The sequence below is a fragment of the Pantoea sp. SGAir0215 genome (genome assembly GCF_043543215.1).
The window spans coordinates 22,724-48,609 of record NZ_CP028031.1 but is presented as its reverse complement, the minus strand read 5'-3'; the positions used below and the strand labels follow the sequence as shown (position 1 = coordinate 48,609).

General features: G+C 51.5%; 30 protein-coding genes and 1 pseudogene. 26 read left to right on the top strand and 5 right to left on the bottom strand.

The window, feature by feature from the left end:
* Positions 1–264: 264 nt before the first annotated feature.
* The 3 genes from C1N64_RS00290 (at position 265) to C1N64_RS00280 (ending at position 4,798) form a co-directional block, all read left to right on the top strand.
* Positions 265–1,734, top strand: coding sequence for a methyl-accepting chemotaxis protein (locus tag C1N64_RS00290; RefSeq protein WP_325992424.1), 1,470 nt, complete (start codon positions 265–267; stop codon positions 1,732–1,734).
* Between the two features lie 393 nt (positions 1,735–2,127).
* Positions 2,128–2,367, top strand: coding sequence for a hypothetical protein (locus C1N64_RS00285; protein WP_033739962.1), 240 nt, complete (start codon positions 2,128–2,130; stop codon positions 2,365–2,367).
* A gap of 331 nt (positions 2,368–2,698) precedes the next feature.
* The gene (locus C1N64_RS00280; protein WP_375094076.1) at positions 2,699–4,798 is read left to right on the top strand and encodes a sensor domain-containing phosphodiesterase; all 2,100 of its coding nucleotides are present in this window, start codon (positions 2,699–2,701) and stop codon (positions 4,796–4,798) included.
* 608 nt (positions 4,799–5,406) lie between these two features.
* On the opposite strand, the gene C1N64_RS00275 is transcribed toward C1N64_RS00280, so the two are convergent.
* A complete protein-coding gene (locus tag C1N64_RS00275; protein ID WP_033739960.1) occupies positions 5,407–5,649 on the bottom strand; it encodes a biofilm development regulator YmgB/AriR family protein in 243 nt (80 codons plus the stop codon).
* A 743-nt stretch (positions 5,650–6,392) separates the two neighbouring features.
* Between C1N64_RS00275 and C1N64_RS00270 the strand changes: the two genes are divergently transcribed.
* The 4 genes from C1N64_RS00270 (at position 6,393) to C1N64_RS00255 (ending at position 8,023) form a co-directional block, all read left to right on the top strand.
* The gene (locus C1N64_RS00270) at positions 6,393–6,698 is read left to right on the top strand and encodes a hypothetical protein (RefSeq protein ID WP_033739956.1); all 306 of its coding nucleotides are present in this window, start codon (positions 6,393–6,395) and stop codon (positions 6,696–6,698) included.
* Positions 6,699–6,975: 277 nt separating this feature from the next.
* Positions 6,976–7,215: a regulatory protein YcgZ gene (gene ycgZ / locus C1N64_RS00265; RefSeq protein ID WP_033739954.1), complete on the top strand. Its 240-nt coding sequence runs from the start codon at positions 6,976–6,978 to the stop codon at positions 7,213–7,215.
* Between the two features lie 134 nt (positions 7,216–7,349).
* A complete protein-coding gene (locus C1N64_RS00260) occupies positions 7,350–7,619 on the top strand; it encodes a hypothetical protein (RefSeq protein WP_033739952.1) in 270 nt (89 codons plus the stop codon).
* A gap of 131 nt (positions 7,620–7,750) precedes the next feature.
* The gene (locus C1N64_RS00255) at positions 7,751–8,023 is read left to right on the top strand and encodes a biofilm development regulator YmgB/AriR family protein (RefSeq protein WP_054633066.1); all 273 of its coding nucleotides are present in this window, start codon (positions 7,751–7,753) and stop codon (positions 8,021–8,023) included.
* Between the two features lie 105 nt (positions 8,024–8,128).
* On the opposite strand, the gene C1N64_RS00250 is transcribed toward C1N64_RS00255, so the two are convergent.
* From C1N64_RS00250 to C1N64_RS00240, 3 genes are all read right to left on the bottom strand, one after another.
* Positions 8,129–8,326, bottom strand: a complete 198-nt coding sequence (locus C1N64_RS00250) for a hypothetical protein (protein ID WP_033739941.1) — start codon at positions 8,324–8,326, stop codon at positions 8,129–8,131.
* Positions 8,327–8,451: 125 nt separating this feature from the next.
* On the bottom strand, positions 8,452–8,709 hold the full coding sequence (locus C1N64_RS00245; protein ID WP_033739939.1) for a hypothetical protein: 258 nt from the start codon (positions 8,707–8,709) through the stop codon (positions 8,452–8,454).
* 280 nt (positions 8,710–8,989) lie between these two features.
* On the bottom strand, positions 8,990–10,918 hold the full coding sequence (locus C1N64_RS00240; protein ID WP_367143621.1) for a methyl-accepting chemotaxis protein: 1,929 nt from the start codon (positions 10,916–10,918) through the stop codon (positions 8,990–8,992).
* A 911-nt stretch (positions 10,919–11,829) separates the two neighbouring features.
* On the opposite strand from C1N64_RS00240, the gene C1N64_RS00235 reads away from it, so the two are divergent.
* Positions 11,830–13,374 carry a methyl-accepting chemotaxis protein gene (locus tag C1N64_RS00235; protein ID WP_006118226.1) on the top strand — a complete coding sequence of 515 codons (1,545 nt, stop codon included), beginning with the start codon at positions 11,830–11,832 and terminating at the stop codon, positions 13,372–13,374.
* 100 nt (positions 13,375–13,474) lie between these two features.
* Here the strand turns inward: C1N64_RS00235 and C1N64_RS00230 are convergent, their stop codons facing one another.
* Entirely contained in the window at positions 13,475–14,059 is a 585-nt protein-coding gene (locus C1N64_RS00230; protein WP_006118225.1) for a phage repressor protein CI, read from the bottom strand.
* A 426-nt stretch (positions 14,060–14,485) separates the two neighbouring features.
* Here C1N64_RS00230 and C1N64_RS00225 point away from each other — a divergent pair, with 426 nt between their 5' ends.
* From C1N64_RS00225 to C1N64_RS00140, 18 genes and pseudogenes are all read left to right on the top strand, one after another.
* Complete coding sequence (locus tag C1N64_RS00225; RefSeq protein WP_058702757.1) at positions 14,486–14,854, top strand: hypothetical protein; 369 nt, start codon at positions 14,486–14,488, stop codon at positions 14,852–14,854.
* Positions 14,855–14,920: 66 nt separating this feature from the next.
* Positions 14,921–15,139, top strand: coding sequence for a DUF2732 family protein (locus C1N64_RS00220; RefSeq protein WP_006118223.1), 219 nt, complete (start codon positions 14,921–14,923; stop codon positions 15,137–15,139).
* Positions 15,139–15,366, top strand: a complete 228-nt coding sequence (locus C1N64_RS00215; RefSeq protein ID WP_006118222.1) for a TraR/DksA C4-type zinc finger protein — start codon at positions 15,139–15,141, stop codon at positions 15,364–15,366. Before C1N64_RS00220 ends, C1N64_RS00215 begins: the two co-directional genes overlap by 1 nt.
* Positions 15,363–17,444, top strand: coding sequence for a replication endonuclease (locus tag C1N64_RS00210; protein WP_394515186.1), 2,082 nt, complete (start codon positions 15,363–15,365; stop codon positions 17,442–17,444). Before C1N64_RS00215 ends, C1N64_RS00210 begins: the two co-directional genes overlap by 4 nt.
* A gap of 338 nt (positions 17,445–17,782) precedes the next feature.
* Positions 17,783–18,193: a hypothetical protein gene (locus C1N64_RS00205; protein WP_033739934.1), complete on the top strand. Its 411-nt coding sequence runs from the start codon at positions 17,783–17,785 to the stop codon at positions 18,191–18,193.
* Between the two features lie 858 nt (positions 18,194–19,051).
* Entirely contained in the window at positions 19,052–19,219 is a 168-nt protein-coding gene (locus tag C1N64_RS00200) for a hypothetical protein (RefSeq protein ID WP_226374750.1), read from the top strand.
* A gap of 653 nt (positions 19,220–19,872) precedes the next feature.
* A complete protein-coding gene (locus C1N64_RS00195; protein ID WP_033739932.1) occupies positions 19,873–20,076 on the top strand; it encodes a tail protein X in 204 nt (67 codons plus the stop codon).
* Between the two features lie 5 nt (positions 20,077–20,081).
* A complete protein-coding gene (locus C1N64_RS00190) occupies positions 20,082–20,306 on the top strand; it encodes an HP1 family phage holin (protein ID WP_033739930.1) in 225 nt (74 codons plus the stop codon).
* Positions 20,290–20,790, top strand: a pseudogene (locus C1N64_RS00185) (lysozyme); the annotation flags it as partial. The gene C1N64_RS00190 and the pseudogene C1N64_RS00185, both read left to right, overlap by 17 nt.
* Positions 20,791–20,806: 16 nt before the next feature.
* Positions 20,807–21,229, top strand: coding sequence for an Rz-like lysis system protein LysB (lysB, locus tag C1N64_RS00180; protein WP_394515185.1), 423 nt, complete (start codon positions 20,807–20,809; stop codon positions 21,227–21,229).
* Entirely contained in the window at positions 21,111–21,386 is a 276-nt protein-coding gene (gene lysC / locus C1N64_RS00175; protein ID WP_226374589.1) for an Rz1-like lysis system protein LysC, read from the top strand. Before lysB ends, lysC begins: the two co-directional genes overlap by 119 nt.
* Positions 21,316–21,786, top strand: a complete 471-nt coding sequence (locus C1N64_RS00170) for a phage tail protein (protein WP_081049498.1) — start codon at positions 21,316–21,318, stop codon at positions 21,784–21,786. The genes lysC and C1N64_RS00170 overlap by 71 nt, the downstream gene beginning before the upstream one ends.
* A gap of 91 nt (positions 21,787–21,877) precedes the next feature.
* Positions 21,878–22,462 carry a phage baseplate assembly protein V gene (locus C1N64_RS00165; RefSeq protein ID WP_033739923.1) on the top strand — a complete coding sequence of 195 codons (585 nt, stop codon included), beginning with the start codon at positions 21,878–21,880 and terminating at the stop codon, positions 22,460–22,462.
* A complete protein-coding gene (locus C1N64_RS00160) occupies positions 22,459–22,809 on the top strand; it encodes a GPW/gp25 family protein (RefSeq protein WP_172913629.1) in 351 nt (116 codons plus the stop codon). Before C1N64_RS00165 ends, C1N64_RS00160 begins: the two co-directional genes overlap by 4 nt.
* A gap of 3 nt (positions 22,810–22,812) precedes the next feature.
* Positions 22,813–23,721, top strand: a complete 909-nt coding sequence (locus tag C1N64_RS00155; protein WP_205958853.1) for a baseplate assembly protein — start codon at positions 22,813–22,815, stop codon at positions 23,719–23,721.
* Complete coding sequence (locus C1N64_RS00150; protein WP_033739917.1) at positions 23,714–24,322, top strand: phage tail protein I; 609 nt, start codon at positions 23,714–23,716, stop codon at positions 24,320–24,322. The genes C1N64_RS00155 and C1N64_RS00150 overlap by 8 nt, the downstream gene beginning before the upstream one ends.
* Entirely contained in the window at positions 24,319–25,593 is a 1,275-nt protein-coding gene (locus tag C1N64_RS00145; RefSeq protein ID WP_394515184.1) for a phage tail protein, read from the top strand. The genes C1N64_RS00150 and C1N64_RS00145 overlap by 4 nt, the downstream gene beginning before the upstream one ends.
* Complete coding sequence (locus tag C1N64_RS00140; RefSeq protein WP_166649059.1) at positions 25,590–25,766, top strand: hypothetical protein; 177 nt, start codon at positions 25,590–25,592, stop codon at positions 25,764–25,766. The genes C1N64_RS00145 and C1N64_RS00140 overlap by 4 nt, the downstream gene beginning before the upstream one ends.
* Positions 25,767–25,886 lie beyond the last annotated feature (120 nt).

Sequence of the window (25,886 nt, the reverse complement as noted above, 5' to 3'; positions counted from 1 at the left end):
CAAAGGGCGCGAAAGGAAAAACAGGAAATAATTTTATTTTCACTAAATAATAGGCGTGTTCTGGGTTTATGTCTCTTTTTATTTTCTTTAATAAATATCTTAGTTATGAACGATGCACACATTTAATCAATTTTTACGTTTTATTTTTTCATTAACACTGCCACAATTATTTTTATAAAGAGTAGCGCGCTATTGTTTTGCCCGCAACTATTAGGCATGAATATTTTTATTGACGTTTTTACACAGCCACACCGGGGAAATACTATGAATATTCTAAAAAATTTTACGATAAGACGTGTCGTCTTATGGATACTCATTATCGCCGTGATCGTCATTGCGCTTGCGGGTGCCTATGGTTCGGTGATTCTCAAAGACATTAATCGGGAAGTTACACGCAGTAACAGCTTGACAGAACAGCTTATTTTCCTTAATCGTGCCAGTTTGCAGATGCAGGAGAATGCGACAGCGAATCGTGCTGCGCTGGCGGCAGACGTGCCTGCGGGTGATGAGTGGCAGCGCTACCGTGCCGCGCTGACCAGCGCGCCACAGGATTATCCTGCGGCTGCGCAGGAAAGACTCCGTGCTCTGACGCAGCAGATTTCCAGCAATAACGCGCCGCTGAGCGTAGAGCATCAGAGACTGGTAGAACTCTTTTTGATTACGTTGGCTGCGGTCACGGGGCTGCTTTTCTTTTGTGACCGCTATCTGGTTGTCCATCTTGTTCGCCCCGTAGCAAAACTGCGTGATCACTTCCGCATCATTGCTGACGGCGATCTGACCCAGGAACCCGAAGATCTTGGTCGGAATTGTGTCGGGCAAATGGTGCCGTTACTTAAAGAAATGCAACAAAGTTTGCTGAAGACCGTTCTGGCGATTCGCGACAATGCATCCGTGTTACGGGATGAGGCCAGCGATATCGCTAAAGGCAATGCCGATCTGTCGAACAGGACGGCGACTCAGGCAGCCGCGCTGGAAGAAACGGCGGCCAGCATGGAGCAGTTAACCGCGACCGTGCGCTATAACGCAGAAAACAGCCGTGAAGCGCGCGCGCTGTCAGGCATCACTGCGCAAACCACTCAGCAGGGCGAACAACTGGTGAAAACGGTGGTTGGCGCGATGGAAGGCCTGTCTGTTGGCGCAGAAAAAATACGTCAGTTTACGGCTACCATCAATGGTATTGCGTTCCAGACCAATATTCTGGCGCTCAATGCCGCCGTCGAGGCGGCGCGCGCCGGAGAGCAGGGGCGCGGTTTTGCTGTAGTGGCCAGCGAAGTACGATCTCTGGCGCAACGCAGTGCCGAAGCGGCGAAAGAGATTGAAGGATTAATTGCGGATACGGTCGCCGGTATCAGTCAAGGACGTGATGCGGCCAACACGGCGGGCAGCACGATGGAAGAGGTGTTACGTAACGTCGGCAGCGTGAACGACCTGATTGGTCAGATTGCTCTGGCTTCCGAAGAACAGAGTAAAGGTATTTCTCAGGTCACACTCGCCGTAGCGGAAATTGACCGGGTTACGCAGCAAAACAGCAGTCTGGTGCAGACTATCTCAGCCTCTGCGGAAAGTATGAGCAGCCAGACTGAGACACTGACCAGCGTCATTACACGGTTTACACTGCCCGTGACAACCTCGTCTGTTGTCCGTTCAGCCAGCCATAAGGCCACGCAACCTCTTCGTCCTTCGGTCTCTGTGGCGACAAAAGATGATGCGGCCTGGATTGCGTTTGGTAAATAAAGATATATAAGCCAGCCGGTGGTCTGTTTTTCAATTGAAAATAACCACTGTGGTTTTCATGCCCCCGCCTTATGGCGGGGGAATTTATTGTTGAACGCCCTGTTTTAAATTTATATTTCCTTACATCTTACGTTACGAAATAAACTCAAATTATTGGTTTTTTTAAAAGTCATGCCGTTTCGCTTAAGGGAAAGTGATATAAGTTGATCAAAGCATAGATTCGGGCCCATAAAATTCCTGCCAGAACGGCCTTCCCTCGATTGACATTTCCCCTGTTAAGATTAAGTATTCTTATGAAATGTGTGCTGCGGCGGTGGCTGATGACCGTGTGAGAGAACCGATACGGGCTGCGCTAAGGCACTGTTACCCTAAGTCAACAACAGGGAGCCTGGTTTGGGAAATTCAATCGTCCGACGGCCCGTGCCCGTCCAGAATAACGTCCGGGAGTTGCGTATTGCGGCAGGTCTGTCACAGGAGGGCGCAGCCGAACGCTTTGATCTCAGCTTACGCGCCTGGCAGACAAAAGAAGCCACGGCGAAAGTCGCGTTACTGAGTCAGGGCGAGTATGAATTGCTGCTGCTGTTAGCAGGCAAGCATCCCTATTATGAACTGGTGCCACAGTCCAAAAAATAGCGATTTTTACCGTTTTACACAGATAAGCAGCCTCAGACTATGAAGTTCATCTCTGAGAGGACGATAACAGTAAAAACGGGGTCGAAGTTAAAGGCGATCCCGTGATCAGAGCAGATGACTGAGATTGGGATTTTTGCTGTACAGGCGGGCCTTTGTTGCGGTTTCAGGTTGGCAGATAACGTTTACCTGGTTCTGTCTGATTGCAGGCGTCCTCTTTTTACTGTGAGATGCCCGGCCACAGTATACGACCTCAGGAGGACATACTCTGAAGCACTCAACCGAAAACGGCGCTGAAGAAGCGCGCTTGCGTGCGCTGGCCCAGTATCACCTGATGGACACGCCGCCGAATGAAGCGTTCGATCGCCTGACGATTCTGGCCGCGCGACTGTTTAGCGTGCCGGTGGCGTTTGTGTCGCTGATTGATGAAAAACGCCAGTTTTTCAAGTCTCGCTATGGTCTGCAGATTACTGAAACCTCGCGGAGCGTGGCGTTCTGCCATCATACGCTTGAGAGTGACTCGATTCTTTGTGTGCCTGACGCGCTCAACGATCCCCGCTTCTGTAACAGCCCGCTGGTGCTGGGTTATCCCTATATTCGATTCTATGCTGGCGTCCCGCTGATTACGCCCGACGGGCACAGAATTGGGACATTATGTCTGACCGACAATCATCCCCGCCCTGCAATGAGCCCAACGGATCGTCAGAACCTGACCGATCTGGCTGCGCTGGTGATGGACCGCATGGAGGTTCATCGTATGGAGGTGCTGCGCCATGCCAGTCAGCAGCGGCTTGAAGCCATATCGGTCACCTCGCCTGATGCCATTATTTGTACCGATCTGAATCGCGGGATTACATTCTGGAACCCTGCCGCGACCAACATGTTTGGCTATGACGCCAGCGAAATGATGGGAAAATATGTCGCCGGACTGATCCCGGAACGCTGCCAGACCGACTACCGCAACGAACTTGATCGGCTTGAGCATGACGATGACGCGATCGCAGTCCCTCGTACTCTGCAGATTTGGGGGAAACGCTGCAACGGTGAAGAGTTTCCGGCAGAAGTTTCTTTCTCGGGCTGGCGCGAAGGGGAGGAACGCTATGTTGGCATGATTATCCGTGATGTTACGCTGCGTTATGAAAGCGAGGCGCGACTGTGTGAGCTGGCGTCACTGGATATGCTGACGCGTCTTGCCAGCCGCAGTGCGTTTATGACCCAACTCAGTAAGCTGACGGAATCCGGCGTACCTTATACCTTGCTGATGACGGATTTAGACAGTTTTAAAGAGGTGAACGATACACTAGGCCATGCCGCAGGCGATGCCTTGCTGTGCCATGTGGCTGAGCAGATTCGCGCGGTTTGTACCCATGCGATTGCGGCAGCCCGACTTGGCGGCGATGAGTTTATTGTCCTGCTACCCAATGGTTGCGATGAGGCCATGGGGATAGCGCACATACTCACTGCGGCCATCCAGATGCCATTTGATTACATGGGATCGGTGCTGACGGTGGGAGCCAGCACCGGTGTGGCCTGTTTTCCCTTACATGGCACCGACACGTCATCGGTCATGTCAGCCGCCGATTTAGCGCTGTACCGCGCCAAAGCGCGCGGGAAAGGCCAGTCTGTTCTCTTTCAGCCTGAATTTCGTGAGGCGGAACAGGGACGACGCCGTTTTGAGCGTGAACTGGAAGCTGCGGTACGTCAGCATCAGTTCGTTCTGCATTACCAGCCGCGTTTTAATGGGGCCGATGGGACATTGATCGGCTGCGAAGCACTGGTGCGCTGGATGCATCCCGCGCGTGGCATCCTTTTTCCCGCTGAGTTTATTGATATGCTGATTAAAAGTCCGCTGTCAGTCAAACTTGGGGAGTGGATCATTCAGTCCGCTGTCAGTCAAATTAAGCAGTGGCGGCGTCAACACGCGGCCTTGCGTGTCAGTATTAATCTGTTCCCACGTCAGTTGCTGGAAACGGGCCTGGCCGATGTTATCCGTCACTGTGCCGGGGAAGATGCAGGCTTTATCGAACTGGAAATCGATGAACCGCTGCTTACCGATGCCGATGAGACAAAATTACAGGTTCTGGATGCGGTTAAAAATACGGGGGCGTTATTTATCATCGACCATTTTGGTCGCAGCCTGGCCTCGCTCAGCCTGTTGCAGCATCGCTTTGTTGCCGGTCTCAAGATAGATAAATCGCTGACGGGCCAACTTGAGCAGAGCAACAAAGCCCGACTGCTGTTTAACGCGATTGCTTCGTTAGGCAAAAATATGGGCATCACGGTCGCGGCTGAAGGCATTGAGAACCGTGCACAGCATGAATTCATTTGTGCTGCGGCATGTGACATTTTACAGGGCAAACAGATGGGGGCACCCGTCAGCGCGCCTCGCTTCGAAAAGCTTTATGTTACGCCGCTCAATTGCCCCCAACCCTGATTTGCTGTTCTTCCGGCGTTAACGCTCAGGGTCCTGAGCGTTAACGAAGATGACGCTGTCCTGACCGATGAGGCAGAAAAAACGGCACCGCGAGGGTGCCGAAGTGAGCAACGTTTGTCAGGACAATCATTGTGATAATCAACTCACACTAAGATTAACGGCCCTGTGCCAGGAAGATTGAGCGAACCGATGACACGTTTGTGAAAACGTGACGCGACGCAGGTTTTAAGCGGTCTGAGGGCATTTATCCGCAAAAAAAGAGAGAGGCATTTCAGGTATAGAGAAAATTTGTTTGATCCCGGGTGGCGACAATCCAAAGCGTGAACTAGTGTAATAACGCTGTTTGGAAGTCATTTAGGATTTCCCTGAGAACTCCGGCCCGGCCCTTTAACGAGGTTCGGGCATTTTTTTGCACTTTAAACAGCGCCTTGCCTCTCTGTTGCACGTTCAACGCGTCAGGGAAGGCCGTAAAACCTGCCTGCAGGCCAGCGCTGACGACAGCCCGTTTTCTGTGCATAACGACAGAGGACAGAGTAAGAGAGGGAAGGGCATTAACGTCAGCGTGGTAATGGTGAGTCGAGAGGCAGGTAAGCAGGCGCGTGTAACGTTTATTGCCTGAAGAGCAGCGTCAGAAGTTCACGATAATGTGACGCATCGTCCTCATTCGTTGCCGTTTCAAGACAACCAATCAGCTTCAGACAGATGATGCGTCGACTCACAGGCTTATTTTCCCGAAGAATTTCGACTGCGATCCTGCCAAGTGTTTCAAGTTGATGTGGGTGATCAATCTGGCTGAAATAATGGGCCAGGTTGCTGGTTTTTCCTGAGGGCGGCAAACCGTCCTGGCGCATAGTGTTCCTTGAAGCTGAGTAGGAGTATTTGTGCGCAAGTTAACCGATCCTGGGGGCCGCTGTACAGCAGTATTACCGATTACTGGCGAAAGAAAGGTTGCCAGCCGTCTGGCTTAGATCTGGCAGGGTAAAGCGGCGATATGTAAGGCGGGCACTGGCGCTTCAGAGCTGGCTGACAGCGGCGACTGGCTTCCCATTGTGCGTGAATATTTCAGTCTGTGATAAGAGCATAAACGCCGCTAAATGAACAGGCACAGACATGGCGCACGTTAATAATAACGTTTTAGTGCGAAGCATTACCGAAGAGAATAACACCATCATTAGCAGGGTTTTATTCATGGGGCGTAAACAGTCGCCAGGAAGTATAACCATCAGCGCCACAACAAAAAATATTAATACTGCTCTTACAAAATGCTGAACGATAATATCTCGACGTTGACGGATATCTGTCTTTACGTGCCTTTGAAAATACACGCATAACGCCGGGCCAGGCCTGGCAAGGCCTGCAGGTGTTGTCAGGCGTACTGTAGATATATTCAGAATAGTCTTTATCAGACAGCATTCAGGCCAGGAATTTAATAAATTTATTGCAATTCATTAAGTTAAAACAGGCATTTCAAAAGTATCATTTTTATCACTTCAGGCTACTATTCTTTCGGCAGAAAAAGGCTTTTGTCATCTGTTTGATTATTACTAGAATGTGAAAAACAATAGTGATTAATTGCCCGATTGAGGAACGTAAAGTGTTATTTCACGACGATGAGAAAAGTCATGTCATTCTTGGCGAAGCGGTGGTCAATCTTGCCCTCGGTGAGAAAGAAATTAGTATTGATACACTCATTGCGGAGCTCAATATGATGGCCGAGTCAGAAACCTGTGATAACAGATTAGCCGACATTTTCTCGGCGCGACGCTGGCTAAAGCAGTTCAGACCTTCACCCGTCAGGAGGGATTCCGGCCTGCGCTGGTTAATGACAGCCAGTCAGGAAGGAAAAACAGATGAAAATGTTATTCGTCTTAATCCGGAAGAGGATGACGACCGTGCATAGCCAAACGTTGGCAAGTTAGTCAAGAAAAGGTAATCAATGACCTCTCTGCCTCTGCTTTACCGCCTCGCCTCTGCCCTGTGGTGTAATCGCAACGCTGTAAGACGGTTAGCTTTCTGATATTTACGCAAGTGACTGTTAAGTATGATATAGCACTTTATGCACAATAACCCTGCCAGCCAGTTAAGAGAATTCCTGTACAATTTTCCAGATGATGTATAAGTTTAGTGAACATTGCGTTGACTAACGTTTATACTATTTCTCATTTGGGAGATTCATGATGCGTCAGAACGAAAATACGTCCAATACGGTTCACGATATTGCCCGTTACTTTGGCAACGACACGCTCCCTTCCGAAAAAGCGACGCTGGGTCAGGTCATCGTGGAGATCCTTCATGCAGGCAAAAGCCTTAACCGTAAGGCCATTTGTAGCGCGCTGATTCGTCGACTGAGTCAGTCGGCCAGTCCGCTTGAAGAGCAACATTATCAGAAACTGATCAGTATGCTTTTTGACCGCTGAACGCTGCGACGCACACGTGCATTCACGTCCCGCAGCAGTAATCTGATTGGTCAAATAAGCAGGTCACCAGAGGCCTGAGCATTTGAGGCTGGTTTGCCCGGTTACAGGGGCACAATGTCATCAGGAATGCGGGTATGCAAAAAGATAAACAAGAGAAACTTATTGAAATTGTCATGGGCGAGGCGATTACCGCGTTGCTTGACAGCAATGACACCATCAGTGGTGCGACACTGGCAAACAGACTTAAGATCATGCTCCGGGATGAAACTCACGACGAGCGGCACGAGGCTATTGAAATGGCGCTCACGGAAGTTCGCAACGAGTTTGCCTCCGCACGTGACCCGATTGATGCCACCGTACTGGCATTTGGTCAGAGCATTCCGGACAACAGTCGTAAGCACTAAGTCTGGGCGGCCTTCAGGGCGATGCATGCAGGGTAAAAACGCAGCGGTTGCTGGTATGCACGCAGGATTGCAGCACTGAACAGTCAGTATGACGTCACTTACCTTCACAGATACAGATTAAGAAGATCATCATGCCGAATACTATCGACATTGAGCAAAACACGACAGAAGCAGAAATACTGCATCTCTTTCGCCGTGCGGGTGACACACTTCAGGCTGAAAATGCAGTGCTGGATGCGGTGATTCGTGACATCGTCATTCAGGGACAAAAGGTGACCAGTAAGGCCATCATCATACGTCTGATTGCCGAACTGGAATGCACGGAAGATAGCACCGAGTTGGCCGTGTTACGCCATTGCCTGGAAATTGTTGTGGGGCGAACATCCTCCAGGGACGATGCGTAAGATACAGCCTGCGCGGTCTCGCTGAATCTGTCATGGAATAAAAGCGCATCGCCCTGTACTGATAAAGCGGTATTGGTGCCACCGCTAGTCCGGTGCTTCATCATCTTAATGAAACTGTCGGGAAAGCAGACGTATCGCTTCCTGACACGCTTTCTTTTCAAGCTGCTCTGTGCTCTGTTCACTGTAATTATGCAGTGAACTGACAATATCCTGAAGATGGAGCTCGCCATCGGGTTTAAGCAAACGCGCAACTATCGTACCAATAATGGTATAGATGTCTTGCATGGCGGTGTCATCACTCATTCGACCTCCGTCAGCGAAAACGTGCCTTTATTAATCAGCGCGTCGGTTATGTGAATACCTTTCAAGGCGCTTACTCGTGCAAAGCGTTTTTCAGAAAGTAGGGTAAGCCGCTGCCTGGCAGCGACTTAATGAAGGTGATGGATACTGAGATCACCGAGTTCTGTCGTTTGCGATTCAGCCGGACGAGAAATCATCTCCGCACGGATTTCTTCAATGGCCCGCAATGCTGCGCGAATGCGTACCTCATCACTTTCGGTATCCAGAAGCTGTTGCAGCCGCTCAAGGAGAAGGCGCCAGGAAATTGCCGCATCCTCATTCAGTAGCTGCGTCACCATCTCTCCGATGATGATGTCCGTCATTTTTTCGTCAAAAACGTTATTCATATACTCCCCGGAAGGCGGTTCTGAGACCGAAAGATTAGCACAGGTTTTTCCAGTGGGGGTTTGCTCAGCATCAAAATGAGACTGCACGGATGTGCAGGCGGCACTGCAATGGCACCGAAAACCTTTACTGGCTTTTTTTTTGCGGGCAACAGAATAAGTTTCTTTGAGCAATCATTCAATTGTACATTGACGTATTTTTCATCTTTGCCAAAGAAAGAGCCCGGGCAGTGCCGGGCTCTGGCGGTCATGCTGCTGCATCGCCGGTTAACTGAGCAGGCGGTCAGGCTGTACGAAACACAGAAACCATGTCGCGCAAATCACTGGCCCGTTTTGCCAGTTCATCTGCGGATGACGCCGACTGCTCAACCAGTACTGCATTTTGCTGTGTCACCTGATCCATCTGGTTAACGGCAATATTAATCTGGCTTACGCCGCTGCTCTGCTCTTCAGACGATGATGAGATATCGCGAATCAGCTGAGAGGTTTGCTCTATGGCCTCTACGCTCTGCTTAACTTTGCTGCCCGCATCCTGCGCCAGCGTTAAGCCTTCATTCGACTGAACGACAGATTGCTCTATGAGACCTTTAATCTCTTTCGCGGCACCGGCTGAGCGCTGCGCCAGTGCGCGCACTTCGGCCGCTACTACGGCAAATCCTTTACCCAGTTCGCCGGCGCGAGCCGCTTCAACGGCGGCGTTAAGCGCCAGTATATTGGTCTGAAAGGCGATGCTGTCAATGACGGCGGTGATTTCCTCAATCTGGCTTGAGCTGCCACGAATCTTCTGCATTGTCGCCATGACAGCGTTCATCGCATCACCACTCATTAAGGCCGCATTAGTCGCCGATACGGCCATATCGGAGGCGTAACGTGTGTTATCGGCATTCTGTTTAATAATGGACGACAGTTGCTCCATACTGGCGGCGGTTTCAGCCAGCGAGGCGGCCTGTTCCTCCGTACGCGATGAGAGGTCGTTATTACCCATCGCAATTTCTTCCGACGAGTTGGCAATGGTTGACGCGTTATTTTTAATACTGGTCACTAACAGCGAAAGACGTAGCTGCATCTGCGCCAGGGCATTCAGCAGTTCGGCGATCTCATTATTGCCCGAGACCGTTATTACGGTGGTTAGATCACCCGCTGCAACTTTACTGGCCACTGCCACCGCCTCTTTTACAGGGCGCGTGACCGAACGACTAATCATAAACGCCACAAAGACTGCTATGAGTGCTAACACCAGTAATGCGGCCAGCAGGATATACTGCGAATGACGACGTTGATCGATTTGATCGTTGAGCGTAATTGCCAGTTGCTGGCTGAGTTTTGTGCCAAGATCGTTATAGGCGTTAATCGCCTGGGTAAAGTCTTTTACGTAGTCCAGAGGCGTAATCTGCACGGTTTTCGTGATAAAGACGTTTTCCGCCATCTTAAGTACGCTGGCCGAACGTTGATAGGCGTCCTGCGCCTGCGCGGCAAAGTCAGTTTTCAGTCCTGGCTCCACGGTAAAGGCTTTATTCAGTACATTACTGAATTTTTCCAGTGCATTTCGGCCGCCTTCAAGTTGATATTCCATGACGCCACGATAGGATTCGTCAGCTTTATCCCCCGCCGCAATGATGGACGTACCACTTGCCCGGATGCGCCCGAGCGTTTCGGTCAGCTCTGGCAGGCGGCCATAAATACTCATGATAAGCTGATAAGTATTCAGGTCGGCATCTAAAGAGAGACTATACAAATCAAGAATGTCTTGATTCGTGTCCAGCAGGTTTTGAATGAGTTGGGCATGATGCGTCAGGCTGCTCGACAGCGTTAACTTCCCCGTTAACACGTCCTGTTGTAGCTGTGACCATGCGGTCTGAACATTTAAAAAACGCTGAGTGGGTTGTGCGCTGGCATCATATTGACGCAATTCAGAGGCTATTTTTTCATACATTGCATCGATCTGAGAAGCCAGCGCTACGCGTGGCGCGTTATCCAGCTTATTTTGGGAAATAGCGATGGCACTTTCCGCACGATGGCGCTGTATCAGGTTAAGTAATGTCAGGATATCTTTTTCGATCGGTACGCCCTGTAACTCTTGTGTTTTTACGTTAATCGCTTCATTACCCGTCTGAATAAATAGATAGGTAGGTAATATAAATAAAACCAGAGCAAAAATACCGAGGATAAGAAATTTTGTCGGCAGGCCGAGTTTGTCGAGAATGTTTTTCATTACTTGCGGTCCAGGTGGAGTGGTGTCTTTTGATAAAATCATCAAAATATAATTATGTTATGTTTTTACTGTAATAGAATGGAAATTTTTCGCTTATTATCAACGATCTGTTTGATTTAACGGCAGGGCGAGGCCCATTTTTCACAGTGAAAGACAGTATAGAGTGCATTCTTCTGTTTATCATGTTAAAGATTCACTAAATTTTCTTTTCAATGTGGCTAAGCCAAATTATTTTTCTTTTTTAATTTTCATCTAATTATAAATAGGTATATATGGGATGCTTGTTATAAAAAAGCAGCCTCGATCCCAAAGAATGAAAAAAAAATTAAAGTTATCCTGAGGGGTGACGATAATGGCGGTCCTTATTTTTTTAGCCAACAATAAAGTCTTCCAGGGGCTTTTACCGGGTAATATTCTGGTCAGATAATTAAAGTCATATGACTTACGATGAGTATCGCCACGTGCTCAGGACCGGTTAAACATACATTCCGCTTACTCCCGCAAGACGCTTCCGAAGCTGAGGGTTGTGTTGCAATCCCTGTGACGCGTTTTGTGTCGCTGCGTGCGTCATCGCCTGCGTGTTTTCCTGCGCTTAAGCACTGTTTACAGTGAAGAAGTGGTGCACGCTCTGACGCCGCAGCGGCAAACGGTGAGTGTTCCCTGTTAACCACGATTGAATATTTTTTTCTTATCGCCAGAAAGTAACCAATACAATGTTTTATTCTCTTTTTCTAAATTAAATTCTTCTCGTTTAGTTTAAGATTTAATATTCGTCAAATTATTTTTGTTTTTATTAAAAAACCATAATTATCAATTGCTTATTATTTTTTTATTACGGGGCTCTTAATTTTTACTGTGGATTTTACTTTTTTAACCGATACCTGTTTTTCACCATAAGCAGGGAGTCCATAATGAAAATTTCAACGCGCCTGACGATGAGTTTCGGCCTTTTAATTACGCTGTTTATTATCTGCACCTCAGTGGCCTATACCGGTATGAATAATGCTCGTAACGGCATGGATGAAGCCGTAAATGTCAAAATGAAGAAATACCGTGTGGGGATGGACATGTACGGTGGGTTACGTGACATGGCCGTCATTGTGCGTAACCTTGCCCTGATTACGGATCCCGACCAAATGCAGCGAGAGTGGCAACGTATTGTCACGCAAAAAGCGAGCTATATAGAGAACCGTGAGCGTCTGGCTGCAATGGTTGCCAGAGATTCAACGCCAAAGGCCAGAGAGGCCTTTGATAAGATAGTAAGTAGCGAGGGCCCGGTGCTGGCGGCGCTGGAACATGCCGGCCAGCTTGGCTTACAAAACAAGCAGCAGGACGCGACGTCTTATCTGATAAAAACGGTTCGGCCATTGCAAGGGCAATTACTTGAGTCGCTGAAAGAGATGACCAGGCTGCAAATGGAAGACAGTGAAAAGTCCGTTGAAATCACCAGTCAAAATGTGCGCCGGGCCACGCTGATTCTGTTGATTCTTGCCTCTCTGTCGGTGGTCGTTTCCGTCGCAGCGGGGTATATGATTATACGCGTGCTGATGCGTCAGCTCGGGGGTGAACCTGCTCAGGCGCAGGCATTATCTGCGGCGATTGCCGGCGGCAATTTAACCGCACCGGTCACCTTGCGTGCCAACGATTCAACCAGTCTGCTCGCCTCTCTGGCGAATATGCAGACCAGTTTGCGTCGTCTGGTTAGCCAAATCAAAGAGACCGCCGGATCGGTCGCCTCGGCATCCGATGAAATCGCTCAGGGCAATACTGAGCTGTCATCACGTACAGAACAGCAGGCTGCCGCCCTACAGGAAACGGCGGCCAGTATGGAACAGCTCACCGCCACGGTGAAGAGCAATACGGCCAGTGCACAACATACGGCTACCGTTGCCCGCGAGGCTGCAACCCTGGCGCGCAGCGGCGAGTCCGAAGTCCAGCGCATGTCTCATACCATGAATGACATCGCCCTGAGCGCGACAAAAGTACGCGACATCACAGGCGTGATTGAAAGTATTGCGTTTCAGACCAATATCCTGGCGTTAAATGCGGCGGTTGAGGCAGCGCGGGCGGGCGAGGGTGGGCGCGGTTTTGCCGTCGTCGCTGGCGAGGTCAGAATCCTGGCACAGCGTAGCGCCACTGCCGCAAAAGAGATCAAGGAACTGATTGAACATGCGGTGGAACAGGTGGATAGCGGCGTTCATGTCGCCGCCGGGACCGGAGAAAGTATTCTGAAGGTCGTTGGCATGGTCAATGCACTGGCGGGCGCGATGGATGAAATATCAATGGCTTCGTCAGAGCAGATGCAGGGGATCTCGCAGGTCAGTGTTGCCGTCAGTCAGATGGATGGGGTCACCCAGAATAACGCGGCGCTGGTTGAAGAATCCTCATCCGCCTCGCACTCCCTGTCAGAGCAGGCGCACGCCTTACGCGGCATGGTTGAAGCATTTCAGGTTTGATCGCTTAGCAGGGGCGGTAACGCCCCTTTTTTATATCACAGAGTCTGGCTTGCCCAGCCTCACGACAGGACATCCCCGCGTCGCCAGGCAATCGGGCCTGTCACTGAATGGTCAGAACAACCCGGCCAATCAGTTTGATGTCATCAATCCCACAATCAAAGGCCACGCCAATCCCGCTGACGTGGACTTTCCTGACCGGAATACGCGTCAGCGTTCTGACGCTGGCTGTGCCTTCGATTTCGACCAACCAGACGCCGTCATGCATATCTTCGAAGTCAGTATCGATGATGTATTGCGTGGTTTCGGCCAACAGTAAAAAAGCGTTGCGCGGTTCCTGCTTCAGGGGCGCATATAAGGCTTTATCCAGCATCACATAACCCGCATCCTCGATTTTTCCGCTGATTAGTTTTTTTCTAATCAGTGTCGGTGTGTCAGGTTTGCTTTCTGAGAACTTACTTCCTTTACCCGTAATCAACCATTGCAAGTCCGCCCCCGTTTCCATAACGCACTGCAAAACGATATCTGACGGAAAAACATCACGTTTATAGCGTGCAGACAGGCTGCTTGCGGCAATTCCAAGGTGATCTGCAAGCTGCATTTTCATGGTAAAGCCATAGGCATCGACAACGCGATCCAGAGCTTCAGCGCTCGAGTTCGGAAATTTGAAATTAGTATAAACGCTCATTTTCATTGACACTTAGATTTAGTCTAAGTATCCTCCGGTTTTAGTTAGCCTTTGATTGATGCAGCAGCAGGCGGCTTTATCAGATAACGAAAGATTTTGCCTGATGAGGCCCATTTTTACAATCGTCATGCCGGAACCTTATCGCGTCGCTCACCTGTCTGCGTGTAACGGTCAGCACCGGTGAGATAAGGCAACAAGGGCGATTGTGTCGGTAAGCGCCGCGATTGCACGCAAGATGTGAGTGAAAGTGGTTTAACGCCTTGTCGTGCTAACACTGAGGCCAGTTTTATTACCGTTTCGCTTAATGCTTAACAAAAGCCAGCGATGAGACAGGCGCGAATCCGTCATCAGGTACAGACACCATGATGTCAGTGACGGTGGCGACTGGTCAGTCAAACCCGATGCAAACTTTATCGGAGGAAAACAATGAGTCGCACCGTCCAGATAAAAAGCCCGCTATCCGCTTCGCATGCTGAAGCGCGTTTTGACAACGGCAGCAGCGAAAAGATGACCTTTGATGAATTTCGTCAGCGCTGGCGTTTGCTGCGCGACAGCAACCGTAACCCTGCGCTGCGGTACTTCAATCACCAAAATAACGATTTCAAATTCTGTGTCTTAACGCTGGTCAATCGTGACTGGCCCGGCAGTTTCAGGCAGGAAGATATTGGCAAACCTTTCGAGTGTTTCGATCAGCTACGTCGTGAACGCATCATCATGGCGATGAACAAGCTGGCGCGCTGGGGAAAGATATTGCCGCGACAGTTCTCAACGGCGGACTGCTTTTTGCCTGAATAAACCACCTAATCGTAACGCAATGACGTAAACCCGTCGGGCATGACTTTGCCCAAAATCTGGAGAGAAATGATGAACAGCGAAACCCATTCACTGAATGACGCCACAACCTTTACCCTCAACAAACTGCTTGATAACGAAAGAAAAGCCTGCGCACTGGCGGTCGCCAGACGGCTGAATGTTATGGCGGCGCATATTACGCGTCAGACATTAAACGGCATTGAGGCTGCGGAACTGCTGCGCAACGAAGCTGAACGTTATGAAAACGAATCAGGAGCGCTGCGCTGATGGCCGATACCATTGATGTCGCGCAGCAGCGCAGCGAAGAAATCCTGGCGCACAATATTGCCCAGGTCACGCAACGGCCCGTGGCAATCAGCGCTTCGTTTTGTGAAGAGTGTGATGCACCGATTCCCGAGGCGCGCCGTCGCGCCGTTCAGGGTGTCACCCGCTGCCTGTCCTGTCAGGAAGTCTGCGAGTTACGCACACGTCTTCACCACGGACAGGCGCGATGATGACTTTTGCTTACCCGTGGAATGCCCCCCGGCTGGCGATTGCCAGCCCGTATCCCACTTATGACCAGCAGCAACACCGCGATCGCCTGATTGCGGCGTGGCTGCATGGGCAGAAAACCCTTAATGCCCAGGCCAGGATGGTGCAACTGGACGTCCGGCGTCGCATGGCGTTACTTGAAAAGCAACAGGGCACAGCCCGGGCTAATGCGTACTTAGCAAAAACCTTTGTTGAGCGTACATTACCGCGTGTTGAGTCAGTCAACCAGCGCTACCAGTTGCATGCCATGCGTCCCGGCATCGTGGCGCAACTATCCCGAACGCTGTCGTGCCCGCAAGGTGCAGCCAGAGCGGCCGGCACATTGTGGGAACTGATGAAGCGGTTTAACCGCCTGCCGGATATGTCCCGTGCTGATGTTGATTTACTCGCGGGCGATATTGCCAGCTTTATTCATGCAGAACTGGTGCAGTTGCATGCCAGCATCAGTGAGAGGACGGATTACCGTTATGTCCATCACCTCTACACAACCGCGGCTATCATCACCCGTGAGCTGGGACAAACGCCACCGCTCTGGGAAACGGTCAGTACTCGCTTCTTCTGTCCCGACGATGTTACCGCCGCCATCCTGCGTATGCAGGCAGAGAAATGGTGGAAAGGACAGTTGCGTCGTCTCAGCGCCTTCTGGCGAGAACATCTGCATATTGCCTTAGCCAACGTCAGCAAAAAGCGGTCACCTTATGCCAGCCCGATGGCGGTTGCGGAATGGCGGGAACAGCGTCGATGCACTCGTGACTTCCTGCAGAGTATGGATCTGGAAGATGAGGAGGGGAACCGCATCAGCCTGATCGAAAAATATGACGGCAGTGTGGCCAATCCAGCCATTCGTCGTGCGGAACTCATGACACGCATTCGTGGCTTTGAAACCCTTTGTCAAAATATGGGCTTCCGGGCGGAGTTTTATACTTTAACCGCCCCCTCTCGCTATCACGCCACCTTGCAAACGGGCCACCGCAATGCGAAATGGAACGGGGCCAGCCCGGCGGACACGCAGCGCTATCTTTGCACGCTCTGGCAGCGAGTCCGTGCCAAACTGCATCGAAATAACATCAGTATTTTTGGTCTGCGCGTTGCTGAGCCTCATCACGATGGTACACCGCACTGGCACATGCTGATGTTTATGCGCCCTGAGGACGTCAGTCGGGTAAGTGAGATCCTGCGTGATTATGCCTGCCAGCAGGACAGCGATGAGCTGAACAGCGCCCGCGCACGCAAAGCGCGTTTTCATGCGGAAGCCATGGATCCAGCAAAAGGCAGCGCGACAGGCTATATCGCTAAATACGTAGCAAAAAACATTGATGGCTATGCGCTCGAGGGCGAGCGGGATCATGAAAGCGGAAAGCCGCTGAAGGAAACGGCGATGGCCGTCTCGGCCTGGGCGGCCCGTTGGCGCATCCGCCAGTTTCAGTTTATTGGCGGTGCTCCCGTCACGGTTTATCGCGAACTGCGCCGCCTGGCTGATCTGCAAAGCGCTCATGGTGCGGACGAGGCGTTTGCTGCCGTACATGCTGCGGCTGATGCCGGTCAATGGGCTGCGTACACCGATGCCCAGGGCGGCCCCTTCGTTAAACGTGACGCACTTACCGTGCGTGTCTGGTATCAGCCCGATGAAAATTGTAATGCCTTTGGCGAGGAAACGCAGTCGATTAAAGGTGTTTATGCCACGGCGACAGGGCCCGGCGTGCCCGTGTTGACCCGGCTGAAAACATGGAAAGTTGTGCCTAAACGCGCTGAAGAAGAGGGCGGCCAAAAACCGCAGCCGGCGTTGCGGTCTTGGAGTTCTGTTAATAACTGTACGCATATGCCAGCAATGCCTTTTAATAATTGCCACGGCAGCGGGATTTACACTATCGAATGCCAAAAATTTCAGCAAAAAGGTTTAGATAATGATGAATACTCTTCGTTTTACAGGCTATTCCTGTCCGAGGACTTAACGGGCTTTGAAAAAGCCAGACCGACATTGTTGCTGTATGAAAATAAAGTAGAACTCTCACGAATATCGAAAAGGACTGACTGCTTTTAAATCCTTGCAGCCGAGCCAAGAGATAAAAATTTACATTTATCTTAGCGTGACGTGCTGTTTAAGTATTGCTGAGTAAACGGTATACGATTGCTGTTGAGTCCACGTGACATGAAACTGGATGGGCAATAAGGTATCTCTTTAAATTATCGAAATGTATTTGGGGACTTAACGTTTTTTTTAGTGGGACAGCATCGTGACACCAGAACGCGGATGAATTTCCGTATCTTCAAGAGTACTGCTGGTCAATTTTTCGTCTTTTCAAGTCATGTTTATCCAAATGGAATGTATTCAACCGGTACTGGATTTTCTCAATTACATTGTTTTCAGGAGTAAGAATTATGAACGCAAAGAAAACGTTGGTCGCTTTTACTGCTTTTATAGCGCTGTCAAGTCAGGCAGCAACAAGCATTAATATCAATGCACTACAAAACTGCATCACATCGCCTCCGGGAACCGCTGCTGCTGGTAAACCGGCACAGTTCCAGATGCAAAAAGGGACTTATGATGTCTCAATCACGAATAACAATATGAGCTGTTCCAGTAATGATCTGGGCGGTGGCTGCGCTATTGATACTGTTCTGCTTCAGGGGGGCTTAGGATATTCAACTAATCGGTGGGGGCAAAGCATTACATCGACACCGGTTCGCGTTTACGTTGATGTAACCTCAACAATAATTGCCTGGGTTTCTGACGATGGTTGTTACAATAACACGGGGCAAGCTACGCTTGTAATAAATAAAATTCAGTAGATCTTCCATCAGGCCGCCTCCATCTGATGACTTAATAAAGCCTGAAAGGTGAGCCGGTCTTTTGATTAAATATGCAAGATTATAAAATTTTTGTAGTATGCATAAAGAATGCAGGCGGAGAATGTTCGGATGGCATTTTTGACTGGGGAATTAAATTACATGGCAGTATCGTTAAAAGAATTATTCGTTTTTAGCTGCCGAGGATGAAACGTATTGATAGATGATTATAGGGGGAATTAAAAGCCATCATGTTGCTGCAGATTAAGGTTTTAAATAATTGAGCCATACTACTTATCATAATTTCAACTCATTCATTCAAATAAGTAACTGGCAACAACGCTATGTCAGGTATTGGATATCGAGCATGCCAGGATAGCGAAGGGAACGCTGAACATCTTTTCAGTAGGTTTTCCCTCCCGCTTTCACCCTTCGCAGAAGTGCACTGGTGGATGGTTGCGTTGTAGGGGGTATCGCTTACCCATCTCCTTTTGTAAGGACGGCTTTATGGCAATCTTGCCTTTAGACGCATCCGCTCAAAAGTGTGTCTGCATTTATGGCTGGTAGCGCTCTGTGTGGAAGAGCATACATGAAATGCTTTCAAATCCGGACGAAACACACGCCACGTTTTTGGCATCATTTAGAGGAAAATCTATTGATTTTTCTTACGCTTCTGCAGGTCAGTGCTGAAGGTTTGTCTTAAGGGAAGGTTAATAAAAGTTGATGCCTATCAACATGATATAATTTTTTACCAACTATCTTAAAACGCTTCCACAGTTAATCAATGCTATGATACTGTATGTATGTACAGTGTTTATTTTGGGGGAGGGAATTGTGGGAAATGAATTACATGAGCGAGTTATGCTTGAGCGCGTTGAGCTTATCGCCAGGCTCACCAGTGAAGGGGCCTGCGGCGAACGAGACAGGGAAATTGCGTTAAATTTGATTGCTGAACTCGCAGCTAACTACACCCTTTCCGATAACCGATTTTCCGTTGTCTTTTCGGCTACGCCTTTAAAAAAACCATGATGCCGGCGTTCTCACTGTAACGTCAGCGGGTTGTCTGTCGCCTGAGCCCACCCAAAGGATGATGTGGGCTCAGGCGCGGGCAGCGGTCCGGGCAAACAGACCTTCACTTCGATCGGTCTTTAGCGTTCCTTACTGTCGTGTCAGGCCACAAAAAACGCCAGGCAGTTGTCACGTTCCTTTCCCGTTTCACTGCTTCGTCCGGCCGCAGACGCTCATCGTTAAAACACGCACTTTTCTTTCCCGTTTCGCTGACTCTTCCGCCTGCGGATCATCACGGCTAAAACACGCACCTTCCTTTCCCGTTCTATTGCCTCTTCCGGTCGTTGAACCTCATCGTTAAAACGCGCGCTTTTCTTCCTTCCTGCCGTTTTTTTAGCCGGAGTCATCCCATTTTTACTGCCTTTGCCCGCTCACTGTTGAGCGGGCGCTCCCGCGTTGAGCAATGCGCTGCTGAAGCAGACACTACTCCTGTCGCGCGCTGGCAACGCAGGCCGCGCTGAGCACATGCCCCCTGTTTACCGCATGGCCTGAGCTTTATGAAACCTGCTTTTGCGACAGGAGATATGGCCTGGCGATGCGGTGCCGGTAATGCAGGCTACCGACAACATTTCGCCCAGCCAACCATGGTTTTTATGCTCATAAGGGGCCAATCAATGCTGATTTATGCACGACAGGAAGAAACGGTTGATGAGATTTGCTGGCGTTATTACGGACGCACGCAGCAGGCGGTTGAACAGGTTTATGCCGCCAATCCTGGCCTGGCAGAAAAAGGCCCAACCTTACCGCACGGATGCAAAGTGGTCTTACCGGATCTGCCCCAGGCGGCTACTGGTGAGACGCTCAATCTGTGGGATTAGTGCCAATGGAAAAAATCAGTTCTCTGATTAATTACCTCATCGGGATTGTCCTGATGTGGTTTGGACGTCACACACCACAGGATATCGCTTTTATGGTGGGCTCTGGCGTTGCTGTGTTAACGATGTGCATCAATGTCGCAACCTTTTTTATCAACTGGTATTACCGCCGCAAAACCTACGAGCTGCAGCAGCGTAACGTTAAGGGGCTGAATTTTGAGCCAGACCGCTAAGCGATGTGCCGTCGTCGCCGTGCTGGCCATGGCCGCACTGCTACCGCAAATCAAGATGCTAAAAACCTCCGAAGCCGGACTCAGGCTGATTGCTGATGCCGAAGGGTGCCGCACGTCACCTTATCAGTGCAGCGCCGGCGTCTGGACTAACGGCATTGGCCATACGCAGGGCGTTACGCCTGCCAGCGTGGTGAACGAGCGCCAGGCGGCAGTCAACCTGGTTTATGACGTCATGCGCGTTGAGCGCGGCATTGATCAGTGCATGACACGTGACATGCCCTCCGAGGTCTACGACGCGGTGGTGTCCTTTGGCTTTAACGTCGGCGTACATGCCGCCTGTAACTCCACGCTGGCGGGCTTCATTAACCGTGGCCGCTGGCGCGATGCCTGCCTGCAGCTCAGACGCTGGGTCTATGTCAAAGGGACGTATAACGCCGGGCTGGATAACCGTCGCCAGCGTGAAATGGCCTGGTGCCTGAAGGGGCAGGATGATGCGACTGATGGTGTTTGCGATCGTGACGTTACTTGCGGCACTGGGGGCCGGCGGCTGGCGTCTCAGCGTCATCGAGGCGCGGCTGGACAAGGCACAGCACAAGGCCGCGGCGCTGGCCGCCGACCTGAGCAACCGGGAGAAGGCCATCGATCAACTCAAGCGGGACAGTCAGGCCAGCCGAAAACGTGAGGCCGAACTGCGGCTACAGCAAAACCAGGCCAGCGCTCAGGCGCTGAACCGCGAAACGACAATCAGAAGAGAAACCGATGCGAATCCCGCTTTACGTGCCTGGAGTGCGACTGCTTTGCCTGCTGACGTTATCCGGCTGCACAGCCGTCCCGCCTTCAGCAATGCCCGAGATTATCTGGACTGGCTGTCCACGCGTGACCAGTTGCCCCATCCCGGAGAACCGCCTGCAAACGCAGGGTGATTTGGCGGCAGATAACCGCCAGTTAGAGGCTGCGCTCGCATCGTGCGGGTTGCAGGTAGAGATGATTAAAGCGTGCCAGGAGCAGCATGATGTTGAAAGCAACCCAACTCCGTCAGGTGCTGATAAACAGCGTTCCGCTGCTACAGCAAAATCCTGACAACCTGACCATCGATATTCAGTCCGGCAGTCTGGTCTCCACCCTCGCCAGCTCGCTGTCGTTTGAATACCACTTTCAGCTGGCTGTCGTCATTACTCAGTATGCCGACGATATTGATCTGATCATGGTGCCCGTGCTGGCCTGGCTGCGGGAAAACCAGCCCGACATCATGGTGTCGGAGGAAAAACGCCGCACCGGCTTTACCTTCACGCTTGATGCCACGGACGAGGGGAAGCACACCGTGACGGTCACGCTCCAGCTGACCGAACGTGTCTGGGTTGAGCAGCAGGAAGGTGGATTACACATCACGCATCTGCCGGAACCTGCGCTGCCAGAAAACGATGCGCGGCCCTGGCAGTTGTATATCAAAGGCAAGCTGGTCAGCGAATGGAAGGCATAGCCACTGCCGCTTTTGCTGAGGCGCTGTTTAGTCATTTCTGAGTAAACGGCATTCGATTGCTGCTTTTCTCCTGCAACGTGAAACTACTGCCATGAACGAGCAAATATTAGAAATCAAGCGCTTGCTGCGCAACATGGTCCGCATCGGTACTGTCTCCGACGTCAATCTGGAGGCGGGCACCTGCCGTGTAAAGACCGGTGATAACACCACTGACTGGCTGCACTGGCTGACAGCCCGGGCGGGACGCACCCGTACCTGGAATGCCCCTTCGGTTGGCGAGCAGGTGTTGATCATGAGCCTGGGCGGCGAGCTGAACAGCGGCTTTGTTTTGCCCGGTGTGTTTTCGGATGCCAGTCCGGCGCCATCGGCCTCTGCGGATGCGCTGCACTGCTCCTTTCCCGATGGGGCGGTTATTGAATATGAGCCCCAGACCGGCGCGCTAAAAGCGGAGGGGATCCAGACTGCCACTCTCAAGGCGGCCGTTAAAATCCTGCTGGATACGCCCGAGGTGGAGTGCACAACGTTACTCAAAACCGCCACGCTGGAAGTCACCCAGGGCGGCACCATGAAGGGCGACGTATCGCACAGCGGCGGCAGTTTCGCCTCCAATGGCAAAGTGCTGCATACGCATCAACATCCGGGCGACAGCGGTGGGACAACAGGAGCGCCATTATGACAACAGCACGCTACAGCGGTATGAGCCGCGAAACGGGTACGACGCTGGAAGAGCTGGATCACATCCGACAATCCGTGCGCGACATTTTAACCACGCCACTCGGGTCGCGGGTGATGCGCCGTGATTATGGCTCGCTACTGTCGGCGCTGATTGACCAGCCACAAAACGACACGCTGCGTCTGCAAATCATGTCGGCCTGTTATATGGCGCTGCTGCAGTGGGAGCCGCGCATCAGCCTGACCGGCATCAATTTTGAGTCTGCGTTTGACGGCGGGATGGTGGTGGAAATCACCGGCAACCGTGCGGATACCGCGCAGGATTTTTCGTTAACCGTCCCTGTGAGTTGAACCATGCCTACTATCGACCTGAGCCAGCTGCCTGCGCCAAATGTGGTGGAAACGCTGGACTATGAAACGCTGCTTGCGGAACGCAAGGCGACATTGATTTCGCTCTATCCTGCTGACCAGCAGGCGTCGGTTGCCCGCGTACTGGCGCTGGAGTCGGATCCGCTGGTGAAGCTCCTGCAGGAGAACGCGTACCGGGAAGTTATCCTGCGCCAGCGCGTTAACGAGGCGGCAAAGGCGGTGATGGTTGCCTGGGCCAACGGCAGCGATCTGGATCAACTGGGCGCAAATAACGGCGTGACGCGGCTGGTACTGATCCCTGCAGATCCCACCGCCACGCCGCCTGTTGAAGCCGTAATGGAGCGCGACGAAGATTTTCGCGCCCGCATTGCTGCCGCCTTTGAGGGGCTGAGTGTGGCAGGGCCATCGGGTGCCTATGAGTTTCATGCGCGCAGTGCCGACGGACGCGTCGCCGATGCTTCCGCCATCAGTCCGTCTCCTGCCAGCGTCACCATTACCGTGCTGTCACGCGAGGGCAACGGCGTGGCGGATAACGATCTGCTGGCAATCGTGGATGCCGCCCTGAACGATGAAGATGTACGACCGGTCGCCGACCGCGTCACTGTTCAGTCGGCTCAGATTGTGGATTATCGCGTCGAGGCCACGCTGTACCTCTATCCCGGCCCCGAAGCCGAACCTATTCGCGCTGCCTCAGAAGCAAAACTGCAGGCGTTCGTGAACACCCAGGCACGTTTGGGCCGCGATATCCGTAAGTCTGCGCTTTACGCCGCCCTGCACGTCGAAGGCGTACAGCGTGTCGAACTGGCGCAGCCGACTGCGGATGTGGTGCTGGATAAAACCCAAGCGGCGTTCTGCACCGGTTATCAGATCACGGTAGGAGGTTCTGATGAGTAAACGCCTGCTGCCCACCGGATCTTCGGCACTGGAAGTGGCGGCGGCGGAAGCCTGCGCAACGCTGGAGGCCATCCCTGCGCCGATGCGCATGTTGTGGAATGCTCAGACCTGCCCGGTCGAGCTGCTGCCTTATCTGGCCTGGGCCTGGTCGGTTGACCGTTGGGATTCAGGCTGGAGCGAAAGCACCAAGCGCAGCGTGGTTGCCGCATCGGAATACATCCATAAGCACAAGGGAACGATTGGATCGCTGCGCCGTGTGGTGGAGCCGCTTGGCTATCTAATCCGCATCAAGGAATGGTGGAACACCAACGAAGCGCCGGGCACGTTCCGCCTGGACGTGGGCGTGCTGGAAACCGGTATCACTGAGGCCATGTACAACGAGCTGGAGCGATTAATTGCCGATGCCAAACCGGTCAGCCGTCATCTGACGGGGTTATCCATCAATCTGGACAGCACCGGCACCGTTCCTGTTGCGGCCGCCAGTTACAGTGGCGATGAGCTTACCGTTTATCCCTATACACCTGAAGTTATCACCGCAGGCGGTTCCGGTTACACCGGCGCAGCGGTCCATCTTATTGACCTGACGGAAGTGAGAGCATGACAACGAAATATTTTGCCCTACTGACCAATCAGGGCGCGGCAAAGCTGGCCAATGCCGCGGCCCTGGGTACCCAACTGCAAATCACCCAAATGGCGGTGGGGGATGGCGGCGGCACTTTGCCCACGCCCGATCCTGCACAGACCAAACTGGTCGGCGAAAAGCGACGCGCCGCGCTGAATTCACTGAAGGTGGATGCGGCGAACGCTAGTCAGATTATTGCTGAGCAGATTATCCCTGAAGGCGAAGGTGGCTTCTGGATCCGCGAAATTGGCCTGTATGACGCCGATGGCGTTATGGTTGCGGTGGCAAACTGCGCTGAAACTTATAAGCCACAACTTCAGGAAGGCAGCGGCCGTACCCAGACCGTGCGCATGATTCTGATCGTGAACAGCACCAGTGCCGTCACATTAAAGATTGATCCTTCGGTGGTGCTGGCCACGCGGCAGTATGTGGATGACAAAGTCATCGAAGTGAAAGCCTATACCGACGACGTGATGAAGAAGCATTTCGATGCGGCAAACCCTCATAGCCAGTATCTGCAAACGGCTAAAGCGCTGGCAGAGATTAAAGATGCGGGGCTGGTGGCGGAGGTTCTCAAAAACCTCGGTTTAGACGAAAAGCTTTTTGGCCGATTATTGAAGGTAAATATTTTCAGTCAAAATACGACTTATGCAAAACCGACCGCGAGACTACTAAAAATAATCGTTACAGGAGGCGGCGGCGGTGGCGGTGGGACTTCTGCAGTTGGAGCAAATCAGGGAGCGGTTGGCTCAGGTGGAGGGGCGGGTGGTACCGCTATCTCCTGGCATTCAGTCGATGAGCTTGAGTTTCCCATATTGCTAACCGTCGGAAAGGGTGGTTCTGGTGGAGTCGGTGGTAACGAGCCGCAATCAGGGCAAAGCAGCAGTTTTGGTAGATACCTCTCTGCATCAAGCGGTGCTCGAGCGGCAAGTGGTACGGCATTTAACTACGGAGAGAATCGCTTACTTTCTAACGGCGGCAGTGGTATTGGCTATGGTGGTAATCACATGAATGTCAGAGGCTCTGCAGGAACCCCAGCAATTACCTTAAGCTCGGGCTATGAGAGTGGAGGTGGTGGCGCATCGTTTTTCTGTGGAGGGGGAAATCCTATTGCTGCAGGCTCATCTTTGTCTGGTGATCCTGGCGCGTTTGGATCAGGCGGCGGCGGTGCATTTTCTGTTAGTAATTCATCTGCTCAAAATGGAGGGGGCGGTGGCGATGGCATTATTATCATTGAGGAATATGCATGAAAAACTATGCGCGAATTGAAAAAAACACAGTAAGAGAACTATTTTCAACGGAAGATGATATAACGGAATTGTTCCACCCTTCTATTCAGTGGGTTGATATCACAGAATGTGAAGTTAAGCCTGAAGAAGGTTGGGAGTATGTAAAAGGTATGTTCGTGCCGCCCAGGAAATGAACACCACGTCGGAAAAAGACCCGCGGCAGCGGGTCTTAATTTAAATCTCATAAATATCAAAAAGATGCTTATAAAATGATTAGTAAATGATTCTACGTTATGGCTTCAACTGTTATGGAC

What these genes read in the sequence shown, in the direction of transcription:
- C1N64_RS00290 (WP_325992424.1), top strand. Translation starts at nt 265, where the DNA reads ATGAATATTCTAAAAAATTTTACGATAAGACGTGTCGTCTTATGGATA.
- C1N64_RS00280 (WP_375094076.1), top strand. Translation starts at nt 2,699, where the DNA reads ATGGACACGCCGCCGAATGAAGCGTTCGATCGCCTGACGATTCTGGCC.
- C1N64_RS00275 (WP_033739960.1), bottom strand. Translation starts at nt 5,649, where the DNA reads ATGCGCCAGGACGGTTTGCCGCCCTCAGGAAAAACCAGCAACCTGGCC.
- ycgZ (WP_033739954.1), top strand. Translation starts at nt 6,976, where the DNA reads ATGCGTCAGAACGAAAATACGTCCAATACGGTTCACGATATTGCCCGT.
- C1N64_RS00260 (WP_033739952.1), top strand. Translation starts at nt 7,350, where the DNA reads ATGCAAAAAGATAAACAAGAGAAACTTATTGAAATTGTCATGGGCGAG.
- C1N64_RS00255 (WP_054633066.1), top strand. Translation starts at nt 7,751, where the DNA reads ATGCCGAATACTATCGACATTGAGCAAAACACGACAGAAGCAGAAATA.
- C1N64_RS00250 (WP_033739941.1), bottom strand. Translation starts at nt 8,326, where the DNA reads ATGAGTGATGACACCGCCATGCAAGACATCTATACCATTATTGGTACG.
- C1N64_RS00245 (WP_033739939.1), bottom strand. Translation starts at nt 8,709, where the DNA reads ATGAATAACGTTTTTGACGAAAAAATGACGGACATCATCATCGGAGAG.
- C1N64_RS00240 (WP_367143621.1), bottom strand. Translation starts at nt 10,918, where the DNA reads ATGAAAAACATTCTCGACAAACTCGGCCTGCCGACAAAATTTCTTATC.
- C1N64_RS00235 (WP_006118226.1), top strand. Translation starts at nt 11,830, where the DNA reads ATGAAAATTTCAACGCGCCTGACGATGAGTTTCGGCCTTTTAATTACG.
- C1N64_RS00230 (WP_006118225.1), bottom strand. Translation starts at nt 14,059, where the DNA reads ATGAGCGTTTATACTAATTTCAAATTTCCGAACTCGAGCGCTGAAGCT.
- C1N64_RS00225 (WP_058702757.1), top strand. Translation starts at nt 14,486, where the DNA reads ATGAGTCGCACCGTCCAGATAAAAAGCCCGCTATCCGCTTCGCATGCT.
- C1N64_RS00220 (WP_006118223.1), top strand. Translation starts at nt 14,921, where the DNA reads ATGATGAACAGCGAAACCCATTCACTGAATGACGCCACAACCTTTACC.
- C1N64_RS00215 (WP_006118222.1), top strand. Translation starts at nt 15,139, where the DNA reads ATGGCCGATACCATTGATGTCGCGCAGCAGCGCAGCGAAGAAATCCTG.
- C1N64_RS00210 (WP_394515186.1), top strand. Translation starts at nt 15,363, where the DNA reads ATGATGACTTTTGCTTACCCGTGGAATGCCCCCCGGCTGGCGATTGCC.
- C1N64_RS00205 (WP_033739934.1), top strand. Translation starts at nt 17,783, where the DNA reads ATGAACGCAAAGAAAACGTTGGTCGCTTTTACTGCTTTTATAGCGCTG.
- C1N64_RS00200 (WP_226374750.1), top strand. Translation starts at nt 19,052, where the DNA reads ATGCTTGAGCGCGTTGAGCTTATCGCCAGGCTCACCAGTGAAGGGGCC.
- C1N64_RS00195 (WP_033739932.1), top strand. Translation starts at nt 19,873, where the DNA reads ATGCTGATTTATGCACGACAGGAAGAAACGGTTGATGAGATTTGCTGG.
- C1N64_RS00190 (WP_033739930.1), top strand. Translation starts at nt 20,082, where the DNA reads ATGGAAAAAATCAGTTCTCTGATTAATTACCTCATCGGGATTGTCCTG.
- lysB (WP_394515185.1), top strand. Translation starts at nt 20,807, where the DNA reads ATGGTGTTTGCGATCGTGACGTTACTTGCGGCACTGGGGGCCGGCGGC.
- C1N64_RS00170 (WP_081049498.1), top strand. Translation starts at nt 21,316, where the DNA reads ATGATGTTGAAAGCAACCCAACTCCGTCAGGTGCTGATAAACAGCGTT.
- C1N64_RS00165 (WP_033739923.1), top strand. Translation starts at nt 21,878, where the DNA reads ATGAACGAGCAAATATTAGAAATCAAGCGCTTGCTGCGCAACATGGTC.
- C1N64_RS00160 (WP_172913629.1), top strand. Translation starts at nt 22,459, where the DNA reads ATGACAACAGCACGCTACAGCGGTATGAGCCGCGAAACGGGTACGACG.
- C1N64_RS00155 (WP_205958853.1), top strand. Translation starts at nt 22,813, where the DNA reads ATGCCTACTATCGACCTGAGCCAGCTGCCTGCGCCAAATGTGGTGGAA.
- C1N64_RS00150 (WP_033739917.1), top strand. Translation starts at nt 23,714, where the DNA reads ATGAGTAAACGCCTGCTGCCCACCGGATCTTCGGCACTGGAAGTGGCG.
- C1N64_RS00145 (WP_394515184.1), top strand. Translation starts at nt 24,319, where the DNA reads ATGACAACGAAATATTTTGCCCTACTGACCAATCAGGGCGCGGCAAAG.
- C1N64_RS00140 (WP_166649059.1), top strand. Translation starts at nt 25,590, where the DNA reads ATGAAAAACTATGCGCGAATTGAAAAAAACACAGTAAGAGAACTATTT.